The organism is Sphaerisporangium corydalis (assembly GCF_025506355.1).
In the GTDB taxonomy this organism is placed as follows: domain Bacteria; phylum Actinomycetota; class Actinomycetes; order Streptosporangiales; family Streptosporangiaceae; genus Sphaerisporangium; species Sphaerisporangium corydalis.
Window position 1 is genome coordinate 18,573 of record NZ_JANZYP010000055.1, and the last position, 17,370, is coordinate 35,942.

Below are 17,370 nucleotides of genomic sequence, written 5' to 3' on the forward strand. Positions count from 1 at the left end.
TACGTGGTCGGTACACGGCCTCCCTCGGTACGCGGGCCCGGTTACCAGGGGGAGGTGGTCTCCAGGGTTAGGGCTTGCCCGGGTTGGTCTGATTCGTGGGGCTTGAGCATTATTTCTAGGGCGTGGCGGGCTACTTCGGGGCCCCACGCGCTCACCCGCAGCGCCGGGCCGAGCAGGCCGAGCGCCTCGTGGATCCCGTACACGCCGACGTCCAGGAGCGGACCCGAGCCCTCCTGGTAGAACAAGGTCGGCCCTCGGCGTGGCCTGACGCCGCTGTCAGCAGGTCATCTGGCGGATGTCTTCGGCGAGATGGGGGAGGGGGGTGGGCTCGCCGGTGGAGGCGTACCAGTCCCACAGTTCCAGGGCGTGGAAGAGCCGGTACAGCGGGAAGGCGCCGGGCCAGGTCGGGGGGAGCGGGCCGTACCCCTCCAGCAGGCCGCGCCGCTTGGCCGGGGCGCCGCGCATGGAGTAGAAGTCGGTCTTGGCCAGGTCCAGCAGGGGGTCGGCGGCGAGCGCGTTCTCCACGTCGACCAGGCCGGTGACCCGCCACCCGCCGTCGCCGTGAGCGACCAGGATGTTGCCCTCGTAGAAGTCGTTGTGGCACAGGACCGCGTTCGGGCAGCCGGCGAAGGCCGCGTCGCGCGCGGCCACGAAGGACTCGGCCGAGCGCAGCAGGGCGGGGTCGCCGCCGAGGTCGGCGAACTCGCGGAACTTCTGGGTGAAGCGCTCGCGCATGTACTCGGCGTTGGTCGCCACCGGGGACAGGACGCCGGTGACGACGTACCCGAAGGCGTCCTGCCGCAGCCGGTGCACGGCGCCGAGCAGTTCGCCGAGCCGCCGGTAGATCCGGTGGGTCTCCTCCCCGGTCATCGCGGCACCGGCCTCCGACAGGGGAGTGCCCTCAAGGGCGGTCATGACCGTGTAGGCGCCGTCGATGACCGTCCGGGAGCCGTCGGTGCCGAGCACCTCGGGCACCGGGAGGCCGGCCTCGGCCAGCAGACCGTAGACGTGCGCCTCCTTGGCCATCTTCCAGTCGAGGCCCTCGGGGTAGACCTTGATGATCAGGCGGGTGGGCGGGCGGTCGCAGCGGATCTCGAAGACGCCGCTGTTCTCCCCGCCGGTGCGGGGGACCACCTCCGCGACGGCGACGCCGGGAAGCAGGGAGCGGAGGGCGTCGCGTGCCTGGGCAGCGGTTATCATCACCGGCAGGCTCCAAGGGGGCCAGTGGGCTGGGTTCTCATTACCGGCAGGCTCCAAGGGGGCCAGTGGGCTGGGTTCTCATTCAAGGCGGGCGCGAGGGTCCCGGCAAGCACTTTTCGACGCGCGGCAGGCGGGAGACCGGATGGAAGCGCACCGGCCGGGCGCGGTGGACGAGCCCGTCGACCCTGATGTCGAGCTGCCGGTACGGCGGGGCGAGCTGTGGCGCGGGCAGGGGCCGGTGCTCGCCGTGGTCGCGGCCGGCGGCGCCATCGGGGCCTGCGCCCGCTACGGCGCCGCGCTGCTGTGGCCGACCGCCCCGGAGGCGTTCCCCTGGACGACGCTGCTGGTCAACCTCGCCGGCTGCGCGGCCATCGGCGTGCTGATGGTGCTGGTCAGCGAGATCTGGACGGCGCACCATCTGGTGCGCCCGTTCGTCGGCACCGGCGTGCTCGGCGGGTTCACCACCTTCTCCGCCTACGCCGTCGACGCCGTGCGCCTGATCCAGGCCCGCCACGCCGCGACGGCGCTGGCGTACCTGGCGCTGACGCTGGTCACGGCGCTGGTGGCCGTGTGGGCGGCGGCGACCCTGACCCGCAGGGCGGTCAGGTGACCTGGCTGCTGGTCATCGCGGGCGCGGCGGTGGGCGCCCCCCTCCGGTACCTGACCGACCGGGCCGTCCGTTCCCGGCACGACTCGGCCTTCCCCTGGGGGACGCTCACCGCCAACGTGGCCGGCTGCCTGGTGCTCGGGCTGCTGACCGGCGCGCTGGCCGCCGGGGCCGCCTCCTCCTCCCTGGGACTCCTGCTGGGCACGGGGCTGTGCGGTGCCCTCACCACCTACTCGACGTTCTCCTACGAGACGCTGCGGCTGGCCGAGACCGGCGCGCGCTTCTGCGCCGTGGCCAACGTCGTCGCCAGCGTGGCCGCCGGCCTTGGCGCGGCCGTCGCGGGCGCGGCCCTGGCCCAGGCGATCTGGAACTGACCCCACCACCCGGACCGCCCCGGATCGCTCGTCAGGCGATCGGGGGCCGGCCCGGGCGGCCCGTCAGGGGTAGATGTCGGCGCTGTCCAGCGCGATGTTGCCGCCCGTGCTCGCCGGATCGCGCGCGCCGGTCACCGTGACGGTGAGGGTGTGGGCGCCCGCCGCCAGCACGGCGCTGGTCCACACGACACCGGAGGCGTTCCTGACCGGCGCGTAGTCGTCGACCTGGACCGGCGCCCCGCCGTCGACCGCGACCGTCATGATGGCCTGGTCGGCGTCCTTGACCGCGTGCAGCGCGACCCGGGTCCCGGTGAAGGCGAGCCGGGCCACCGACCCGGCGGTGAAGCTCCAGTTGGCCGTCCCCGCGTACATGTCCGGGACGCCGGTGGTCACCCCCCACCCGCTTCCGTAGGTGAAGTGCGTGCCGGTGGTGGCGTTGGCGTCGACCCGCGTGACCTGCGGCTGCCCCACGTCGGCCCGGTCGAGCGCGATGTTCTGGCCGGTACTCGCGGGGTTGCGGTCGGGGGCGACGGTGATGACGACCACGTGCGGCCCCGGGTCGAGCACGGGGCTGGTCCACACCACGGCGGAGGCGTTCCTGGCGGGCGCGTAGTCGTCCACGGTCACCGGCACCGAGCCGTCCACCGAGACCAGCATCCGTCCCTGGTCGGTGTCGCGGACGGCGCGCAGCGCGACCTGGCCGCCGGTGAAGCGCAGCAGGGCCGTGGAGCCCGCCGTGTGGCTCCAGTTGGCCGTCCCGGCGTACATGTCCGCGACCCCGCTGGTCTGCGACCAGCCGGCGCCGTAGGTGAACTGGTGCGGTCCGGCGGCGGTGGCGGCGCCGTCGACGGTGGCGGAGGCGGTGGTGGCCGGGGTCAGCGTCACGTAGTAGGCGTCGTTGGCGGCTTGCCAGGTCACCGGGACCTGGGCGGAGGTGGTGCCGGGGGGCAGGGTCTGTGAACCGACCACGACCGGCTGGGCCAGGGGGTTCTGGTCGGGGATCCGCTGCACGACGACCCTGACGCCCTGGGGACCTGACAGCCACGGGGTGGCGCCGAGCCCGGTGAGCGCGAGGGTGACCGGCCCGGTGTTCCCCGAGGAGTCGCCGACCAGGATGCCGGCCCGGGCGCGCGCCTGGTCGGCGGCGGCCACCGCGTCGACGCTCCCCGCGCCGCCGGTGACCGTGGCGAGCCGGCCGGTCAGCTCGGCGTACGCCTTGTAGACCCACCACTGGCCGGTCGGCCGTAGCGTCCCCCCGACCGGGACCAGCGTGGAGTCCAGGGTGCCGGCGACGCAGCAGTCGGTCCAGATGGCGTGGTCGGCGGTGACGAGCCCGGATCTGGCGATCCTGGCCAGGTGCCAGGCCTGGACGCCGGCCCGCTGCTGCGGGGAGAATAGATACTCGTTCATGGACAGCCGGACGCCGGAGATCCCCGCGGCGGCCAGCGAATTGCGTGCCGTCTGCGCGTCGGCGGCGGGGTCGGTGCTGAAGTGCCAGTTGAGCACGTCGGGGACGGTGCCGGCCGCCTTGACGTGGCCGAGGAAGGTGGCGATGTCACCCGGGTAGAAACCCGCCTGGGACGGGCCCACGATGGCGGCACCCGGCAGCAGACGCCGGATCTCCCGTACGGCGGTGTCCCACATCTGGAAGTACTGGACGGTGCCGAAGCCGGGCGGGAAGAACGCGCCGGCGGGCTCGTTCCAGATGTCGAACATCACCGTCTGGCCGGAGGCCCTGACGTCGGCGGTGACCCGGCCGAGGAAGGCGAGCCAGTTGGCGCAGTCCCCGCCGGCGCAGGGGTAGACGGTGCTGCCCGGCTGGGTGGTGTCGGCACCCCAGACGTCGCTGACGAGCAGGTGGTAGGCGGCCGAGTAGGGGGCGGTGCGCAGCCGCCGCGCCTGTGACAGGGCGGAGTCGATCCGCACGCGGTACCCGTTGCCCGCGGCGTAGCCGTCGCCGACCCAGCCGTGGCCGTCCAGCCGCGCGCCCCCTCCCCGGGCCGAGGTCGGGGCGAGCGGGGCAAGCAGGTGGTCGGCGGGACCCCTGCCGTCTTGGCTGAGCCCGTACAGGAAACCGGCGCCGGCGCCGGTGACCGGGCCGGTGGTGGCCGACAGGTCGACGGTGAGGACGGGGGCCGCCGCGTCCGCCCTGCCGGGGGCGGCGAGCCCGCAGGCGAGCAGGAGGACGGTGAGCAGGCGGGCGAGGGCGTGGCGTGCGGTCCGGGGGGTGAAGCGCATGGGGCCTTCCTTCGGGGGAACGATGCACTCGAGGTTCGGACGGGCCCGGGCGCCGCCCCGGGACGTGGGTCGCCGGCTACCGGATCCGGGGTACGCGTGAGCCGGTGCGGGCGAAGACGGGGATGTGTTCCAGGGGGGCCTCGACCCGCAGGGTCCGCCCGCCCGGGTGGTCGGTGCCGGTGGCGGTGTCGGTCCAGGACGTCCCGCCGGGGAGGTGGACCGCGCGCGAGCGGGCGCCCGCCTCCAGCACCGGGGCGACGAGCAGGTCGGGGCCGAGCAGGAACTGGTCGTCGGCCCGCCAGCTCGGCTCGTCGCCGGGGAAGTCCACGAACAGCGGGCGCATCGGGGGCAGCCCGCTGCGGGACGCCTCGCGCATCTGCTCCATGATGTAGCCGCGCAGCCGTTCCCGCAGCCGCAGCTGGCCGGCGATGATGGCCGACGCCCGCTCGCCGTAGGACCACACCTCGTTCGGGCCGCCGGAGTGGCCGGCGTGGAAGCCGTCGCGCGGCTCGCGGTGCCCGTGCAGCCGGAACAGCGGGCAGAACACCCCGTACTGGAACCAGCGCACCATCAGCTCCCGGTACTCCTCGGACTCCGGGTCGCCGCCGTGGAAGCCGCCGATGTCGGTCGTCCACCACGGCAGCCCGCTCATGGCCACGTTCAGCCCCGCCCTGACCTGGGCGTTCAGTGACTCGAAGGTCGAGGGGACGTCCCCTGACCACAGGGCCGCGCCGAAACGCTGGCTGCCCGCCCAGGCCGAGCGGACCAGGCAGACGACGTCCTGCTCGCCCTCGGCGCGCATGTGCTCGTAAAAGCCGCGCACGTGTTCGAGCGGGTACATGTTCGCCACCTCGCGCGCGGGCCCGGCGGCGAGGTGGGTGACGGCGGGCCGCTCGGGGAAGATCTCCGGCTCGCAGGCGTCCAGCCACCAGACCCGAACGCCGAGGTCGTAGTAGTTCTTCTTGACCTTCGACCAGACGTACGCGCGGGCGCGCGGCTCGGTCGCGTCGTAGAAGGCCACCCCCAGGGAGTGGCCGCCGAACCCGGTGTCGGGGAACCGGTGGAGCAGCGGCGCCCCCTCCTCGGTGGTGACCAGCAGGCCCTGGCCGAGCATCTCCTCGTAGTTCTCGCTGAGCGGGCTCACCGACGGCCAGATCGACACCATCAGCTTGACGCCCATGGCGTCGAGCTCCTTGACCATGGCGGCCGGGTCGGGCCAGTCGGCGGTGTCGAAGCGCCAGTCGCCGAGGTGGGTCCAGTGGAAGTAGTCGACGACGATCACCGACAGCGGCAGACCGCGGCGCCGGTGCTCGCGGGCGACCTCCAGCAGCTCCTCCTGGCTGCGGTAGCGCAGCTTGGACTGCCAGAACCCGGTGGCCCATTCGGGAAGCGGCGGGGCGTGCCCGGTGGCGTCGGCGTAGTGGCCGAGGATCTCCGCCGGGCCCGCGCCGGTGGTGACCCAGTAGTCGATCTGCCGGGCGGAGTCGGCCACCCAGCGGGTGCCGTTCGCGGCGAACTCGACGCGGCCGAGCGCGGGCGTGTTCCACAGCAGGCCGTACCCGCGCGAGGACACGACGAACGGGATGGTCACCTCGCCGTTGCGCTGGACCAGGTCGATCACGGTGTGCTTCTGGTCGAGCAGCCCGTGGGTGTGCTGCCCGAGGCCGAAGATCTTCTCGTCGTCGTAGGCGGCGAAGCGCTGCTCGATGCGGTGGCGGCCGTCGGTGCCCGCGGTGAACAGGCGGGGGCCGGGCCAGGCGAAGTGGGCCGGCGCCTCCGACAGCAGTTCGGTGCCGTCCCCGGCGCGGCTGAAGCGCAGCTCCCCCGACGGGGACAGGTCGGCCCGCAGGTCGCCGACGGTCAGCGTCGACCCGTCCGGCCCGTGGGAGACGACCGCCTCGGCCGGGCCGGGGTCGCCGGCCAGCGCTCCGGGCAGGTCGCCGGCGATGTCCCCCCGGGCCGCCCGGACGCGGACGCTGCCGGGCCCCCAGGGTTCGACGCGCAGCACGTGCTCGCTGCTGCGGAATTCCAACCGGTTCGTGTCCTGCTGACGCACATGAATCCTTCCGGGCTAGTCCTTGACCGCGCCCGCGGACAGTCCCGCGGCGACGTAACGCTGGGCGATCACCAGGAGCGCGGCGACGGGCAGCGACGCCAGGACGGCGGTCGCCATGACGGCGTTCCAGCTCGTGGTGTTGGTGCCGGCCCCGATGAAGTCGTACAGACCGACGGTGATCGGCGTCCATCGCGGGGCGCCGAGGTTGAGCGAGGTGGCGAACAGGAAGTCGCCCCAGGCGAACAGGAACGCGAAGAGCCCCGCCGTGATCAGCGCGTTGCGGCTGACGGGCAGCACGATCGTGAGGAACGCGCGCACCGGCCCCGCGCCGTCGATGCCGGCCGCCTCGATCAGCTCGCGCGGGATGGAGACCATGAACGCCCGCAGGATCAGCACCGCGAACGGGACCGACAGCGTGGAGTCGGACAGGATGAGCGCCATCGGGGTGCCGAGCAGGCCGAGCGGGGAGAAGATCCGGTACAGGGCGTTGGCCAGGACGATGCCCGGGATGAGCTGCACGATGAGCAGCACGAACAGCAGCGGCCGGCCGCCGGGGACGCGCAGGAGCGTCAGGCCGAACGCGGCCGGGGCCGCGACGAGCAGCGTGAGCGCGGTCGCCGCCGTGGCCACCAGCAGCGACGTCAGCAGGTGGCCGCCCTGCGCGGCGAGCGCGTCGCGGTACCCGGCCAGGGTGCCGCCGAGCGGCAGCCACGACGGCGACCGCGCGGCGATCTGGGCGTTGGTCTGGAAGGAGGCGTTGACCATCCAGTAGAGCGGGAACAGCATCACCGCGACGAGCACGGCGCCGATCACGGTCCTGCCCCTGGAACGGCGGCCCTCGGCCGGGCGGGTCATGGGGTCTCCGAGCGCAGCGAGCGGAGGTACAGGAACGCGAAGACCATCGCGACGACGATGAGGACGTTCCCGGCGGCGGCCCCGGCGCCGAACTCCGACAGCCCGCCGAACGAGAGCTGGTAGGCGTAGGTGGTGACGGTCTGGGTGGCGTTGGCGGGGCCGCCCTTGGTGAGCACCCAGATGACGTCGAACACCTTGATCGTGTAGATGAGCCCGAGCGTCAGCACCACGGTGATCACCGGGCGCAGCAGCGGCAGCGTGATGTGCCGGAACCGCCGCAGGGCGCCGGCGCCGTCCAGCTCGGCCGCCTCGTACAGGCCGCGCGGGATGGACCGCAGCCCGCCGTAGAGGATCACCATGTTGAACGGGACGCCGATCCACACGTTGCACAGCAGCACCCCGATCATCGCGGTGTCCACGCTGTTCAGCCACGGCACCGGCGCGCCGATCACGTGCGCGGCCAGCAGGACCTGGTTGACGACCCCGTTGCCGGTGTCGAGCATCCAGCGGAAGACCGTGCCGGACACCACGAGCGGGAGCAGCCAGGGGACCAGCAGCAGGGAGCGCAGCAGGCCGCCGAGCGGGAAGCTCCCTTGGAAGAACACGGCGAGCGCCAGGCCGATGACGAACTGGAACAGCAGGGACGCCACCACGAACACCACGGTGTTGGCCGCCGCCGTGCGGAACACCGCGTCATGCAGGACGCGCGCGTAGTTGGCGAGCCCGTTGAACGGGGCGTCGCCGGTGTAGACCGACTCGATCCCGTAGTCCTGGAACGACAGCACGACGTTGCGCGCCAGGGGGTAGGCGAAGAACGCGAGCACGTACACCACGACGGGGGCGACGAAGCCGGCCCTGACGAGCCTCGCCCGGAGCCGGGGGCCGCCCCGCGCCCGGCGCGCGGCGGGGCCGGCCGGCGCGGGCGGGGACGGGCGGGCGGCCGGGTGCTCACGCAGCGGCATGCCCATGATCCACCTCCTTGTCCGTGAGCGCCGGGCCCGTCAGCCGGCGGCCTGCCGCTGGGCGGCGTCGAGCGCGGCCTTGGGCGGGTTCTGGCCGGACAGGGCCGACTGCACGGCCGTCCACAGCGCCTGGGAGTACGCGGGGTACTTGGCCCCGAGCTCGGCCGTGCGCCCCTTGGCTCCGGCGATCAGGTCGACGAACGTCTTCATCCGGGGGTCGGATGCGCCGAGCCGGGCCGCCGCCTCCTTTCCCGACGGGACGTAGTTGGTGAGCTTCGACCACGTCAGGCTGTTCTCGGTGGAGGTCAGGCACTTGATGACCGCGGCGGCCTTCACGGCCTTCGGCCCGTTGTTCCCGGCCGCCCACACCTCGCCGCCCAGCGGGCTGGAGGGGGTGCCGCCCGCCTCGGGCACCGGCATCGGCACGATCCCGAAGCCGGTCACGCCGGCCTTGACGAGCTGGGGGATCTGCCAGGGGCCGTTGACCATCATGGCCAGGCCGCCGTTGGCGAACTGCTCCTCGACGTTGGCCTGCGTCCACGACAGCACGTCCTTGGGCGCCGCGCCCGAGGTGACCAGGTCCGACAGCAGGCCGAGCGCCGAGACCGCCTCGGGGGAGTTCAGGGTGGCGAGGTCGGCGCCGGCGCTGAGGAAGAACGCCTCGAACTGGAAGCTGCCCTCCTCGGTCGCCGGGACGGCGAAGCCGAGGCCGTGCCGCTTGGTGCCGTCGGTCAGCTTGGTGGCCGCGGCCTTCAGCTCGTCCCACGTCGTGGGCGGCTTCAGTCCGGCAGAGGCGAACAGCTTCTTGTCGTAGAACAGCGCCAGCGCGTTGACGCCGGGCGCCAGCCCGTACAGCCTGCCCTCGTAGCGGCCGGCCGCGACGATGTTGTCGTAGAAGCCGTCGGTCTTCAGGCCCGCGGCGCCGAGGTCGGCCAGCGCCCCGGTCGCGGCGAGCTGCTGGAGGTCGGGGTTGTCCAGCAGGACCAGGTCGGGGATCGCGTGGCCGCCGGCGAGCTGCAGCAGCTTGGTCCGCAGGTCGGGGACCACCTGCCGCTCGATCTTCACCCCGGCCTGCGCGCCGCAGGTGTCCAGGAGCTTGGGCAGCGCGCTCAGGGCCGGTTCGGTGTTGTAGTAGTCCATCGCGGTCAGCGTGACCGGGCCGGTGCCCGAGGCGGTGGCCGTCTCGGCGGGCGTGCCGCCGCAGGCGCCGAGCAGGAAGGGGGAGATGACGAGCGCCGCCGCGCCCGCCGCCATGCGGGCGCGTGGGCGGCCGGGACCGTTGGTCATGTGGGGGGGTCCTCTCGGATATGGCCGGTGGCTCCGCCGGGCGCCGTCAGGAGAGGGCGCGTTTCCCGGTGGGCCAGGGAAGTGAGGTGGGGGTCGTCCGGTCAGCCGGGCCGGGGCGCGAGGCTCTCGCGGTCGACGAACGGCGGGGACAGAAGGACATGGGCCAGTTCGCCCTCGGGCTCGGCCAGGCGGCGCAGCAGCGCCTCGACCGCGTGCCGGCCCATGCGTTCGGCCGGCACCTCGGCGGCGCTGACCTTCGGCCGCAGGCTCATCGCGTTGCGCGCCGACGCTATGGCCAGCACCGAGACGTCCTCCGGCACGCGCGACCCGCGTTCGGCCAGCGCGGTGACCAGCCCGGCCAGGGACCGCTCGTTGATGGTCAGGATCGCGGTGACGGCGGGCGCGGCGGCGAAGATCGCCTCGACGCACGCGGCCGCCGCATCGTCGTCGTCGTCGCAGCAACGGGCGACGCCGTGCAGTTCCAGCTCCACCACCGCCTTGTCGAAGGCGTCGGCGGCGCGGAACGCCGGGCCGTACTCCCGGTCGAGTAACTCCTGGGGGCGGTTGACCAGCGCGATGTCCCGGTGGCCGAGCGCGTGCAGCTTCCCGACGCCCTCGGAGACCAGGCCCGCGTAGTCGAGGTCCACCCAGCCGTGCTCCTGCCCTGACCCGGTGCGGCCGATGGTGACGAACGGGAACCCCCGCTCGATCAGCGTGCTGACCCGGCTGTCGTGCAGCAGGGTCTCCATCACGATCACCCCGTCGACGCGGCGCTCGCCGAGCATCCGCTCGAAGGCGCGGTCGCGGTCCTGGCCGCTCGGGGAAAGCAGGATGTCGTAGTCGTGGTCGGCGGCGGCCTCGGCCACCGCGCCCACGAAGTGGAGCTGGTCCACGCTCAGGTGGTGGCGCATCGGCGGGATGACCAGGCCCAGCGTGCGGGTCTCACCCTGGGCGAGGGCGCGCGCGGTCGCGCTGGGCCGGTATCCGGACTCCTCGATCACCGCGGTCACCCGGTCGCGGATCTCCGCGGAGACCTGCCGCTTGCCGCTCAGGACGTAGGAGACCGTGCTCCGGGACACGCCGGCGCGGCGGGCGATCTCACCGATGTTCATGCTGCTCCCTAGCCCTCGACGAGCCCTGCGAACCGGTTCGCGAACCGGTTCGCTAAGAGTAGGAGCGTGTTTCCGGCAGGTCAATAGCGAGTTACGTGGAACCTGCGCGCCTCGTACGTCCCCCCGCGGTGCGTGCCTGGCGCCCGCCGGTCCGCCGTCAGGTCACGTCGCTCGCGGACGCCACGCCGGGCCGGGTCAGGCGCGCGGGGTCCACGACCCGGTCGTACAGGGACTCGGCGACGCCGGACCGCAGGGCGGCGTCCTTGAGCGTGAGGTCCTCGTCGAGCGCGCGGTGGGCGATGCGGGCGGCGCTGTCGTACCCGATGGCCGGGCTGAGCGCCGTCACCATCATGACCGACCGGTCCACGTCGGCGGCGAGCCGCGCGGTGTCCAGCTTGACGCCCTCCACGAGGAACGCGCGGAAGTGCTCCATCGCGTCCGACAGCAGCCGCACCGAGCGCAGGACGTTGTCGATGATGATCGGGCGGAACGCGTTCAGCTCGAAGTTGCCCTCGGCGCCGGCCATCGCGACCGCGCCGTCGTTGCCCATCACCTGGATCGCGACCATCAGCACCGCCTCGGCCTGCGTCGGGTTGACCTTCCCCGGCATGATCGAGGACCCTGGCTCGTTGGCGGGCAGCACCAGCTCGTGCAGGCCCGCCCGGGGACCCGACCCGAGCCAGCGCATGTCGTTGGCGAACTTGAACAGCGGCACCGCCAGGCCGCGCAGGGCCGCCGAGAACCGCACCAGCGCGTCGCAGGAGGCCTGGGCGGCGAACCTGTTCGGCGCGCTCTCGAAGGGGTGGCCGGTGAGGCGGGCGATCCGCGCGGCGGCCTCGTCCCCGAACCCCGGCGGCGCGTTCAGCCCGGTCCCGACGGCCGTGCCGCCGATCGCCAGCCGGTACAGCCCGGTGAGCGCGTGCCGCAGGTCGTCGTCGGCGTCCTGGAGCTGGGCGGCGTACCCCGACCACTCCTGGCCGACGGTCAGCGGCGTGGCGTCCTCCAGGTGGGTACGGCCGATCTTGACCACGCCGTCCCACTCGCGGCTCCTGGCCGAGGCCGCGTCCCGCAGCCGTGCCAGCGCCGGCAGCAGCCGGTCGCCGGTCGCCTGGACCGCGGCGACGTGCATGGCGGTGACGAAGGTGTCGTTGGAGGACTGGCCCATGTTGACGTGGTCGTTCGGGTGCACCGGCTCCTTGGAGCCCAGCCGGCCGCCGAGGAGCTGGATCGCCCGGTTGGAGATCACCTCGTTGACGTTCATGTTCGACTGCGTGCCGGACCCGGTCTGCCAGACGTACAGGGGGAACTCCCCGTCCAGGCCGCCGCTCACGATCTCCTCGCAGACCCGGCAGATCAGGCCGGCCTTCCACCGGGGCAGCCGGCCGGCCCGGGCGTTGACCATCGCCGCGGCCTTCTTGACGTACCCGTAGGCGTGGTAGACGGCCTTCGGCATCCGGTCCTCGCCGATGTTGAAGTGGACCAGCGACCGCTGAGTCTGGGCCCCCCAGTAGTGGCCGGCCGGCACCTCGATCTCGCCCATGGAGTCGCTCTCGGTACGGGTGCCCCGGGCGGCCAGCCCGATCGGCAGGTCCAGGATCCGCGGCGAGGTCTCCTCGCGGGCCATCTCACGCCGCCCGGACGGGCCGGTAGTCCGGCCGCCACATCGTCTCCTGGACCCGTTCGACGGGGTCGCCCACCTCGGCGCGGGCCAGGCCCTCTTCGGCCGCCTTCCTGGCCACCGCGACCGCCACGGTCGCCGAGACCTCCCGCAGGTCGTCGACCTGAGGGAGCAGCGAGGCGCCAGGGGCGGTCACGTCCACCATCCCGCCGACGGCCTCGGCGGCGGCCTGGAGCATGCCGTCGCTGACCCGCCGCGCCCGCGAGACGATCACGCCGAGCCCGAGGCCCGGGTACAGCAGGGCGTTGTTGGCCTGGGCGATGGCGTAGGTGACCCCGTGGTAGGTGACCGGACCGACCGGGATGCCGGTGGCGACCAGGGCCCGGCCGCCGGTCCACCGGATCAGGTCCGCCGGCATCGCCTCGATGCGGGTGGTCGGGTTGGAGATCGGGAAGATGACCGGCCTCTCGACGCCGGCGGCCATGGCCCGCACGATCTCCTCGGTGAAGGCGCCGTGCGCGGTGGAGGTGCCCAGCAGCATCGTCGGACGCACCCGGCCGACGACCTCGCCCAGCCCCGCGCCGCCGCCGTCCCGCGCCCAGCCGGCGACCTCGGCGGCCGGCCGGGCGTAGGGGACCTGGAAGTCGCGCAAGCCGGGCATGTCGCCGGTCAGCAGCCCCTGCCTGTCGACCGCCCAGATCCGGCGGGTCGCCTCCTCGGGGGACAGGCCGTCGCGGACCATCGCGTCGCGAAGCTGGTCGGCGATCCCGATGCCCGCCGTGCCGGCGCCGAACACGATGATCCGCTGGTCGCGCATCGGCGTCCCGGTGACGCGCACGGCGCCCAGCATGGCGGCGAGCACGATGGCGCCGGTGCCCTGCATGTCGTCGTTGAAGGTGGAGATCCGGCCGGTGTACCGCGACAGGATGCGCCGGCCGTTGGAGGGGCCGAAGTCCTCCCAGTGCAGCATCGCCTCGGGGAACATGCGGGTCGCCGCCGAGACGTAGGCGTCGACGAAGTCGTCGTAGCGCCGCCCGCGTACGCGCGAGTGCCGGTTGCCGACGTACAGCGGGTCGTTGAGCAGCTTCTCGTTGTCGGTCCCGACGTCCAGCGCGACGGCGATGACGCGGGCGGGGTCGATCCCGGCGGCGGCGGTGTAGACGGCCAGCTTGCCGGTCGCGATGCCCGCGCCGCCGCCCACCCCCCAGTCGCCGATGCCGAGGATCTCCTCGGCGTCGGAGGCCACGATCAGGTCGACGTCTCCGGGGCCCATGCCGAGGTTGGCGAAGGCGTGCCCGACCCCCTCGGCGTCGTCGATCGACAGGTAGACGCCCCCCGGGCGGCGGTACTCCTGGCTGTAGCCCTCGATCGCCTGGGCGATCGTCGGGTCGTAGACGATCGGCAGCATCTCCCGCAGGTGGTCGGTGAGCAGCCGGTAGAAGAGCACCTCGTTGCGGTCGCGCAACGCGGTCAGGTGGACGTTCTTCAGCAGGTCGGTCGGCTGCGCCAGGTACTGCGCGTACGCGCGGCGCGCCTGTTCCTCCAGCGTCTCGACCACCGGCGGGACCAGCCCTTCGAGGCCCAGTTCCTCGCGTTCGCGCGGGCTGAAGGCGGTGCCCTTGTTCAGCAGGGGGTTCTCCAGAACGGTGAGGCCCCGCCCCGGGGTGACGTAGCCCCCGTCGGGGTCCTCGGCGAACCCTCGGTGGTGCGCCCCGTCCGGCCGTGCGTCCTTGGCAGGCGACATCGTCATCCCCGTCCCTCGGCGTCGGCCCGCCCCGCTGGCGGCGGGCTCCCGTACTGGCCCTTGCCCGCCCCGCCCCCGTGAACGCGGATCAATCATAAAAAGTACTTTTGTCCTGCTTTCACCCTATAAAGGTGGATATATGAAAGCGGGCCCGTACGCCGGGCCGGGCGGCGGCCGGCACCCCGGCGGACCACCCATGCCGGCCGATGACCGGTTCATTCCATCCGTTTTGAAATGCGGGGAATCGCGCGATGAGCTGCCGGGGAGACGCCGGGGCGGGCCGGCGGCGGCGCGGGCGGCCGCATGGGCCGGGCCGATGTGGGCAGGCTGTCCCGCGCCCCGGGGGGTGTCCCTCGCGGTGGGATTTGACCGTCGGGCTTGACACGCGGGCAGGACGGGTCTTTATCTCCCCGTTAGTCCGCCGGGGTTTCAATCAGGACAACCGGATGGAGGACTATGGTGACGCCAACAAACCATGACATTCCTGAGGAAGCACGTCCGACGCGATCAGGTGCGCCGTACTGGAGCAGGCTACGTCCGCCGATCTTCGCGGCCACCGCCGCCGTGCTGCTGGCGTCCGGCGGCATAGGCGCGGCCGCCGCGTCGGCGGCGTCGGCGCCCGCGCCCGTACCGACGCCGACGGCGAGCGAGACGCCGTCGGAGACCCCCAGCGCGACCCCCAGCGAGACACCGACCGACACCCCGACCGAGACTCCCACCGAGACCCCGACGGACACGCCGACCGAGACCCCGACCGAGGTCCCCGAGACCCCCGCCCCGGTCGTCAAGATCCCCGCGATGGGCGCGCTGGCGTCCATCGGCGCGATGCACGGCGAGTTCGCCGTCGCGTCGGAGGACGGCTGCGCCTCGGTGACCGTGGTCACCCAGACCGGGCAGGCGACCGCCGTCGCCGAGGACTCGATCACCGTGACCAGCCGCGACGGGTACGCCAAGACGTACGCGGTCGGCGACGACACCCGGGTCGTCACCGGGCGCCGGGGGGCCGAGAAGATCAAGCAGGACGACTGGGTGTCGGTGACCGCCGCCACCGAGAACGAGACGGCGAACGCCGCCTACGTCTTCGACCTGACCAGGCCAAGCAGGAACCTCTACAGGACCAAGGGCTGGTGGTACTCCGGCGTGACCCGGTCGGGCAAGCTCAGGTGGCGCGCGCCCGCCGCCTGTCCCACGCCCTCGGTCACGCCCACCCCGACGCTGAGCGTGACGCCGCCGGAGACGCCCCCCGCGACCCCGTCCGAGACGCCCACCGTCACCCCGCCCGAGACGCCGACCGTGACCCCGTCCGAGACGCCCAGCGTGCCGCCCTCGGAGACCCCCGCGCCCGAGGCGACGCCCACGGTGACCGTGACGGTGACCGTGCCGCCCAGCCCCTGAGCGGACGCGCCGCCCAGGCGTGAGCCTTCGGTGCTCAGTGCCTCTTGGAGTGCTGCAACGGCCGCGGTACGGGACCCCCGTGCCGCGGCCGTGGGCGTTCGTACGCCCGGGCGCGCTCCTGCCAGAGCCACCCGACGTCCCGGCCGAAGGACCACACCAGCGACGCCAGCGCCACCGCGACCAGGCCGGCGGCGACCGGCGGCGGTGCCACACCGGAGCCTGCGGCCACCAGGATGATCCCCTGCGTCGCCGCCACGGTCTTGCGGGCGAAGCTCGGCGGCAGGGGCGCCCGCAGCCAGGGCGCCGCCCAGGCGGCCGCCGCGAAGGCGTACCGCATGGCGCCGATCGCCAGCACCCACAGGCCGACCGACCGGGCCACGAAGACGCTCAGCACCAGGATCAGGAAGGCGTCGACCTCCATGTCGAAGCGCGCCCCGAGCGCCGACGCGGTGCCGGTCCGCCGCGCCACGTGGCCGTCGACCGCGTCCAGGACGAGCGCCACCGTGGCCAGCACGACGATGAACGCGATCGGCGCCTCCCGGCCCATCCGGTCGGTGGTCACCAGCGCGGTGACACCTCCGACCAGTTCGGCGCGCGCCAGGGTGACCAGGCCGGCCGGTCCCAGTGACCGGGTGTTGGACCGGAGCAGGGCACAGGTCAGGATGACCGAGAGGACGACGGCGTAGGCGGTGCCGGCGAGCCAGCCCGCGGGGCACAGCCCCACACCCACCCACAGCAGGGCGAGCAGCACTATCTGCGCCCCCACCCCCGCGGCCGGCTCACGTACCGAAACCCCCGTGCCTCGCCAATCCAGTGTGGTCACCGAGCCTCCTGTTCCGCCTGTCTGGATACAATGCGTCCCACATCATGGCCCTGATCGTGCCCGAAAATAGCCTTTTTGCTGTGATTAAAGGAGGTCGAGGACGCCGATGGAGCGTGAAGCACGCGCCTTCTGGCTCCGATCTCCCGGTCAGGGAGAGATCCGGCCGGTGACCCTGCGGCCGCCCGCCGACGGCGAGGTGCTGGTGCGCACCCTGTACTCCGGGGTCAGCAGGGGCACCGAGACGCTCGTCTTCCGCGGCGGCGTGCCGCCGAACCAGTACGAGGTCATGCGGGCCCCCTTCCAGGATGGCCTGTTCCCCGGACCGGTCAAGTACGGCTACCTCAATGTGGGCGTCGTCGAGCAGGGACCGCCCGCCCTGCGGGGCCGCACGGTCTTCTGCCTCTACCCCCACCAGACCCGGTACGTGGTCCCGGCCGAGGCCGTGACCCCGGTGCCGGAGTCGGTGCCCGCCGCGCGCGCGGTGCTGGCCGGCACCGTGGAGACCGCCGTGAACGCGCTGTGGGACGCGGCGCCGCTGGTCGGCGACCGGATCGCCGTCGTCGGGGCCGGCATGGTCGGCTGCTCGGTGGCCAAGGTGCTCGCCGGGTTCCCCGGCGTCCGGGTGCAGCTCGTCGACGTGGACCCCTCGCGGGCCGCCGTCGCCGCCGCGATCGGCGTCGGCTTCGCCACCCCCGAGGCGGCCGAGGGGGAGTGCGACATCGTCGTGCACGCCAGCGCCACCGAGGCCGGGCTCGCGCGGTCCCTGGAGCTGCTCGCCTTCGAGGGCACCGTCATCGAGCTGAGCTGGTACGGTGACCGGCAGGTCAGCGTGCCGCTGGGCGAGGCCTTCCACTCCCGCCGCCTGGTCGTGCGCGGCAGCCAGGTGGGCGCGGTGTCCCCGGCGCGGCGGGGACGGCGGACCTTCGCCGACCGGCTGGCGCTGGCCCTGCGGCTGCTCGCCGACCCGGCGTTCGACGCGCTGGTCACCGGCGAGTGCGCGTTCGCCGACCTGCCCGAGGTGCTGCCCCGCCTGGCCGCGGGTGAGCTGCCCGGTTTGTGCCACCGGGTCGTCTATGACGCGGCCGAGCATTTCAACTGA

At 73.2% G+C, this 17,370-nt stretch carries 15 protein-coding genes; 4 read left to right on the forward strand and 11 right to left on the reverse strand.

Annotated features, from left to right (window positions below; translation table 11 throughout):
• Positions 1-41: 41 nt before the first annotated feature.
• Entirely contained in the window at positions 42-245 is a 204-nt protein-coding gene (locus tag NYZ98_RS30195; RefSeq protein ID WP_262846974.1) for a hypothetical protein, read from the reverse strand.
• A gap of 31 nt (positions 246-276) precedes the next feature.
• Positions 277-1,200: a phosphotransferase family protein gene (locus NYZ98_RS30200; RefSeq protein WP_262847008.1), complete on the reverse strand. Its 924-nt coding sequence runs from the start codon at positions 1,198-1,200 to the stop codon at positions 277-279.
• A gap of 142 nt (positions 1,201-1,342) precedes the next feature.
• Between NYZ98_RS30200 and crcB (NYZ98_RS30205) the strand changes: the two genes are divergently transcribed.
• Both crcB (NYZ98_RS30205) and crcB (NYZ98_RS30210) read left to right on the forward strand, forming a co-directional pair.
• Entirely contained in the window at positions 1,343-1,810 is a 468-nt protein-coding gene (crcB, locus tag NYZ98_RS30205) for a fluoride efflux transporter CrcB (RefSeq protein ID WP_262846975.1), read from the forward strand.
• Positions 1,807-2,181, forward strand: a complete 375-nt coding sequence (crcB, locus tag NYZ98_RS30210) for a fluoride efflux transporter CrcB (RefSeq protein WP_262846976.1) — start codon at positions 1,807-1,809, stop codon at positions 2,179-2,181. The genes crcB (NYZ98_RS30205) and crcB (NYZ98_RS30210) overlap by 4 nt, the downstream gene beginning before the upstream one ends.
• 63 nt (positions 2,182-2,244) lie before the next feature.
• Here crcB (NYZ98_RS30210) and NYZ98_RS30215 read toward each other — a convergent pair whose 3' ends face one another.
• From NYZ98_RS30215 to NYZ98_RS30250, 8 genes are all read right to left on the reverse strand, one after another.
• A complete protein-coding gene (locus NYZ98_RS30215; protein WP_262846977.1) occupies positions 2,245-4,419 on the reverse strand; it encodes a hypothetical protein in 2,175 nt (724 codons plus the stop codon).
• 76 nt (positions 4,420-4,495) lie between these two features.
• Positions 4,496-6,475, reverse strand: a complete 1,980-nt coding sequence (locus NYZ98_RS30220) for a glycoside hydrolase family 31 protein (RefSeq protein ID WP_262846978.1) — start codon at positions 6,473-6,475, stop codon at positions 4,496-4,498.
• A 15-nt stretch (positions 6,476-6,490) separates the two neighbouring features.
• Positions 6,491-7,330 carry a carbohydrate ABC transporter permease gene (locus NYZ98_RS30225; RefSeq protein WP_262846979.1) on the reverse strand — a complete coding sequence of 280 codons (840 nt, stop codon included), beginning with the start codon at positions 7,328-7,330 and terminating at the stop codon, positions 6,491-6,493.
• Entirely contained in the window at positions 7,327-8,298 is a 972-nt protein-coding gene (locus NYZ98_RS30230; protein WP_262846980.1) for a carbohydrate ABC transporter permease, read from the reverse strand. The genes NYZ98_RS30225 and NYZ98_RS30230 overlap by 4 nt, the downstream gene beginning before the upstream one ends.
• Positions 8,299-8,331: 33 nt before the next feature.
• Complete coding sequence (locus NYZ98_RS30235; RefSeq protein ID WP_262846981.1) at positions 8,332-9,579, reverse strand: sugar ABC transporter substrate-binding protein; 1,248 nt, start codon at positions 9,577-9,579, stop codon at positions 8,332-8,334.
• 101 nt (positions 9,580-9,680) lie between these two features.
• Positions 9,681-10,691, reverse strand: coding sequence for a LacI family DNA-binding transcriptional regulator (locus NYZ98_RS30240; RefSeq protein ID WP_262846982.1), 1,011 nt, complete (start codon positions 10,689-10,691; stop codon positions 9,681-9,683).
• A gap of 157 nt (positions 10,692-10,848) precedes the next feature.
• Positions 10,849-12,315, reverse strand: a complete 1,467-nt coding sequence (locus NYZ98_RS30245) for a class II fumarate hydratase (RefSeq protein ID WP_262846983.1) — start codon at positions 12,313-12,315, stop codon at positions 10,849-10,851.
• A 1-nt stretch (position 12,316) separates the two neighbouring features.
• A complete protein-coding gene (locus NYZ98_RS30250; RefSeq protein ID WP_262846984.1) occupies positions 12,317-14,059 on the reverse strand; it encodes an NAD-dependent malic enzyme in 1,743 nt (580 codons plus the stop codon).
• A gap of 450 nt (positions 14,060-14,509) precedes the next feature.
• On the opposite strand from NYZ98_RS30250, the gene NYZ98_RS30255 reads away from it, so the two are divergent.
• Positions 14,510-15,448, forward strand: a complete 939-nt coding sequence (locus NYZ98_RS30255) for a hypothetical protein (RefSeq protein ID WP_262846985.1) — start codon at positions 14,510-14,512, stop codon at positions 15,446-15,448.
• Positions 15,449-15,482: 34 nt separating this feature from the next.
• Here the strand turns inward: NYZ98_RS30255 and NYZ98_RS30260 are convergent, their stop codons facing one another.
• Positions 15,483-16,271 carry a CDP-alcohol phosphatidyltransferase family protein gene (locus tag NYZ98_RS30260; RefSeq protein WP_380706575.1) on the reverse strand — a complete coding sequence of 263 codons (789 nt, stop codon included), beginning with the start codon at positions 16,269-16,271 and terminating at the stop codon, positions 15,483-15,485.
• Positions 16,272-16,377: 106 nt separating this feature from the next.
• Here NYZ98_RS30260 and NYZ98_RS30265 point away from each other — a divergent pair, with 106 nt between their 5' ends.
• Positions 16,378-17,370: a zinc-dependent alcohol dehydrogenase gene (locus NYZ98_RS30265; RefSeq protein WP_262846986.1), complete on the forward strand. Its 993-nt coding sequence runs from the start codon at positions 16,378-16,380 to the stop codon at positions 17,368-17,370.

Excerpts from the sequence above, each read along its gene's own strand:
- NYZ98_RS30215 (WP_262846977.1), bottom strand. The coding sequence starts at position 4,419 with ATGCGCTTCACCCCCCGGACCGCACGCCACGCCCTCGCCCGCCTGCTC.
- NYZ98_RS30245 (WP_262846983.1), bottom strand. The coding sequence starts at position 12,315 with ATGGCCCGCGAGGAGACCTCGCCGCGGATCCTGGACCTGCCGATCGGG.
- NYZ98_RS30255 (WP_262846985.1), top strand. The coding sequence starts at position 14,510 with ATGGTGACGCCAACAAACCATGACATTCCTGAGGAAGCACGTCCGACG.
- NYZ98_RS30225 (WP_262846979.1), bottom strand. The coding sequence starts at position 7,330 with ATGACCCGCCCGGCCGAGGGCCGCCGTTCCAGGGGCAGGACCGTGATC.
- NYZ98_RS30235 (WP_262846981.1), bottom strand. The coding sequence starts at position 9,579 with ATGACCAACGGTCCCGGCCGCCCACGCGCCCGCATGGCGGCGGGCGCG.
- NYZ98_RS30250 (WP_262846984.1), bottom strand. The coding sequence starts at position 14,059 with ATGACGATGTCGCCTGCCAAGGACGCACGGCCGGACGGGGCGCACCAC.
- crcB (WP_262846975.1), top strand. The coding sequence starts at position 1,343 with ATGGAAGCGCACCGGCCGGGCGCGGTGGACGAGCCCGTCGACCCTGAT.
- NYZ98_RS30200 (WP_262847008.1), bottom strand. The coding sequence starts at position 1,200 with ATGATAACCGCTGCCCAGGCACGCGACGCCCTCCGCTCCCTGCTTCCC.
- NYZ98_RS30230 (WP_262846980.1), bottom strand. The coding sequence starts at position 8,298 with ATGGGCATGCCGCTGCGTGAGCACCCGGCCGCCCGCCCGTCCCCGCCC.
- NYZ98_RS30265 (WP_262846986.1), top strand. The coding sequence starts at position 16,378 with ATGGAGCGTGAAGCACGCGCCTTCTGGCTCCGATCTCCCGGTCAGGGA.
- NYZ98_RS30240 (WP_262846982.1), bottom strand. The coding sequence starts at position 10,691 with ATGAACATCGGTGAGATCGCCCGCCGCGCCGGCGTGTCCCGGAGCACG.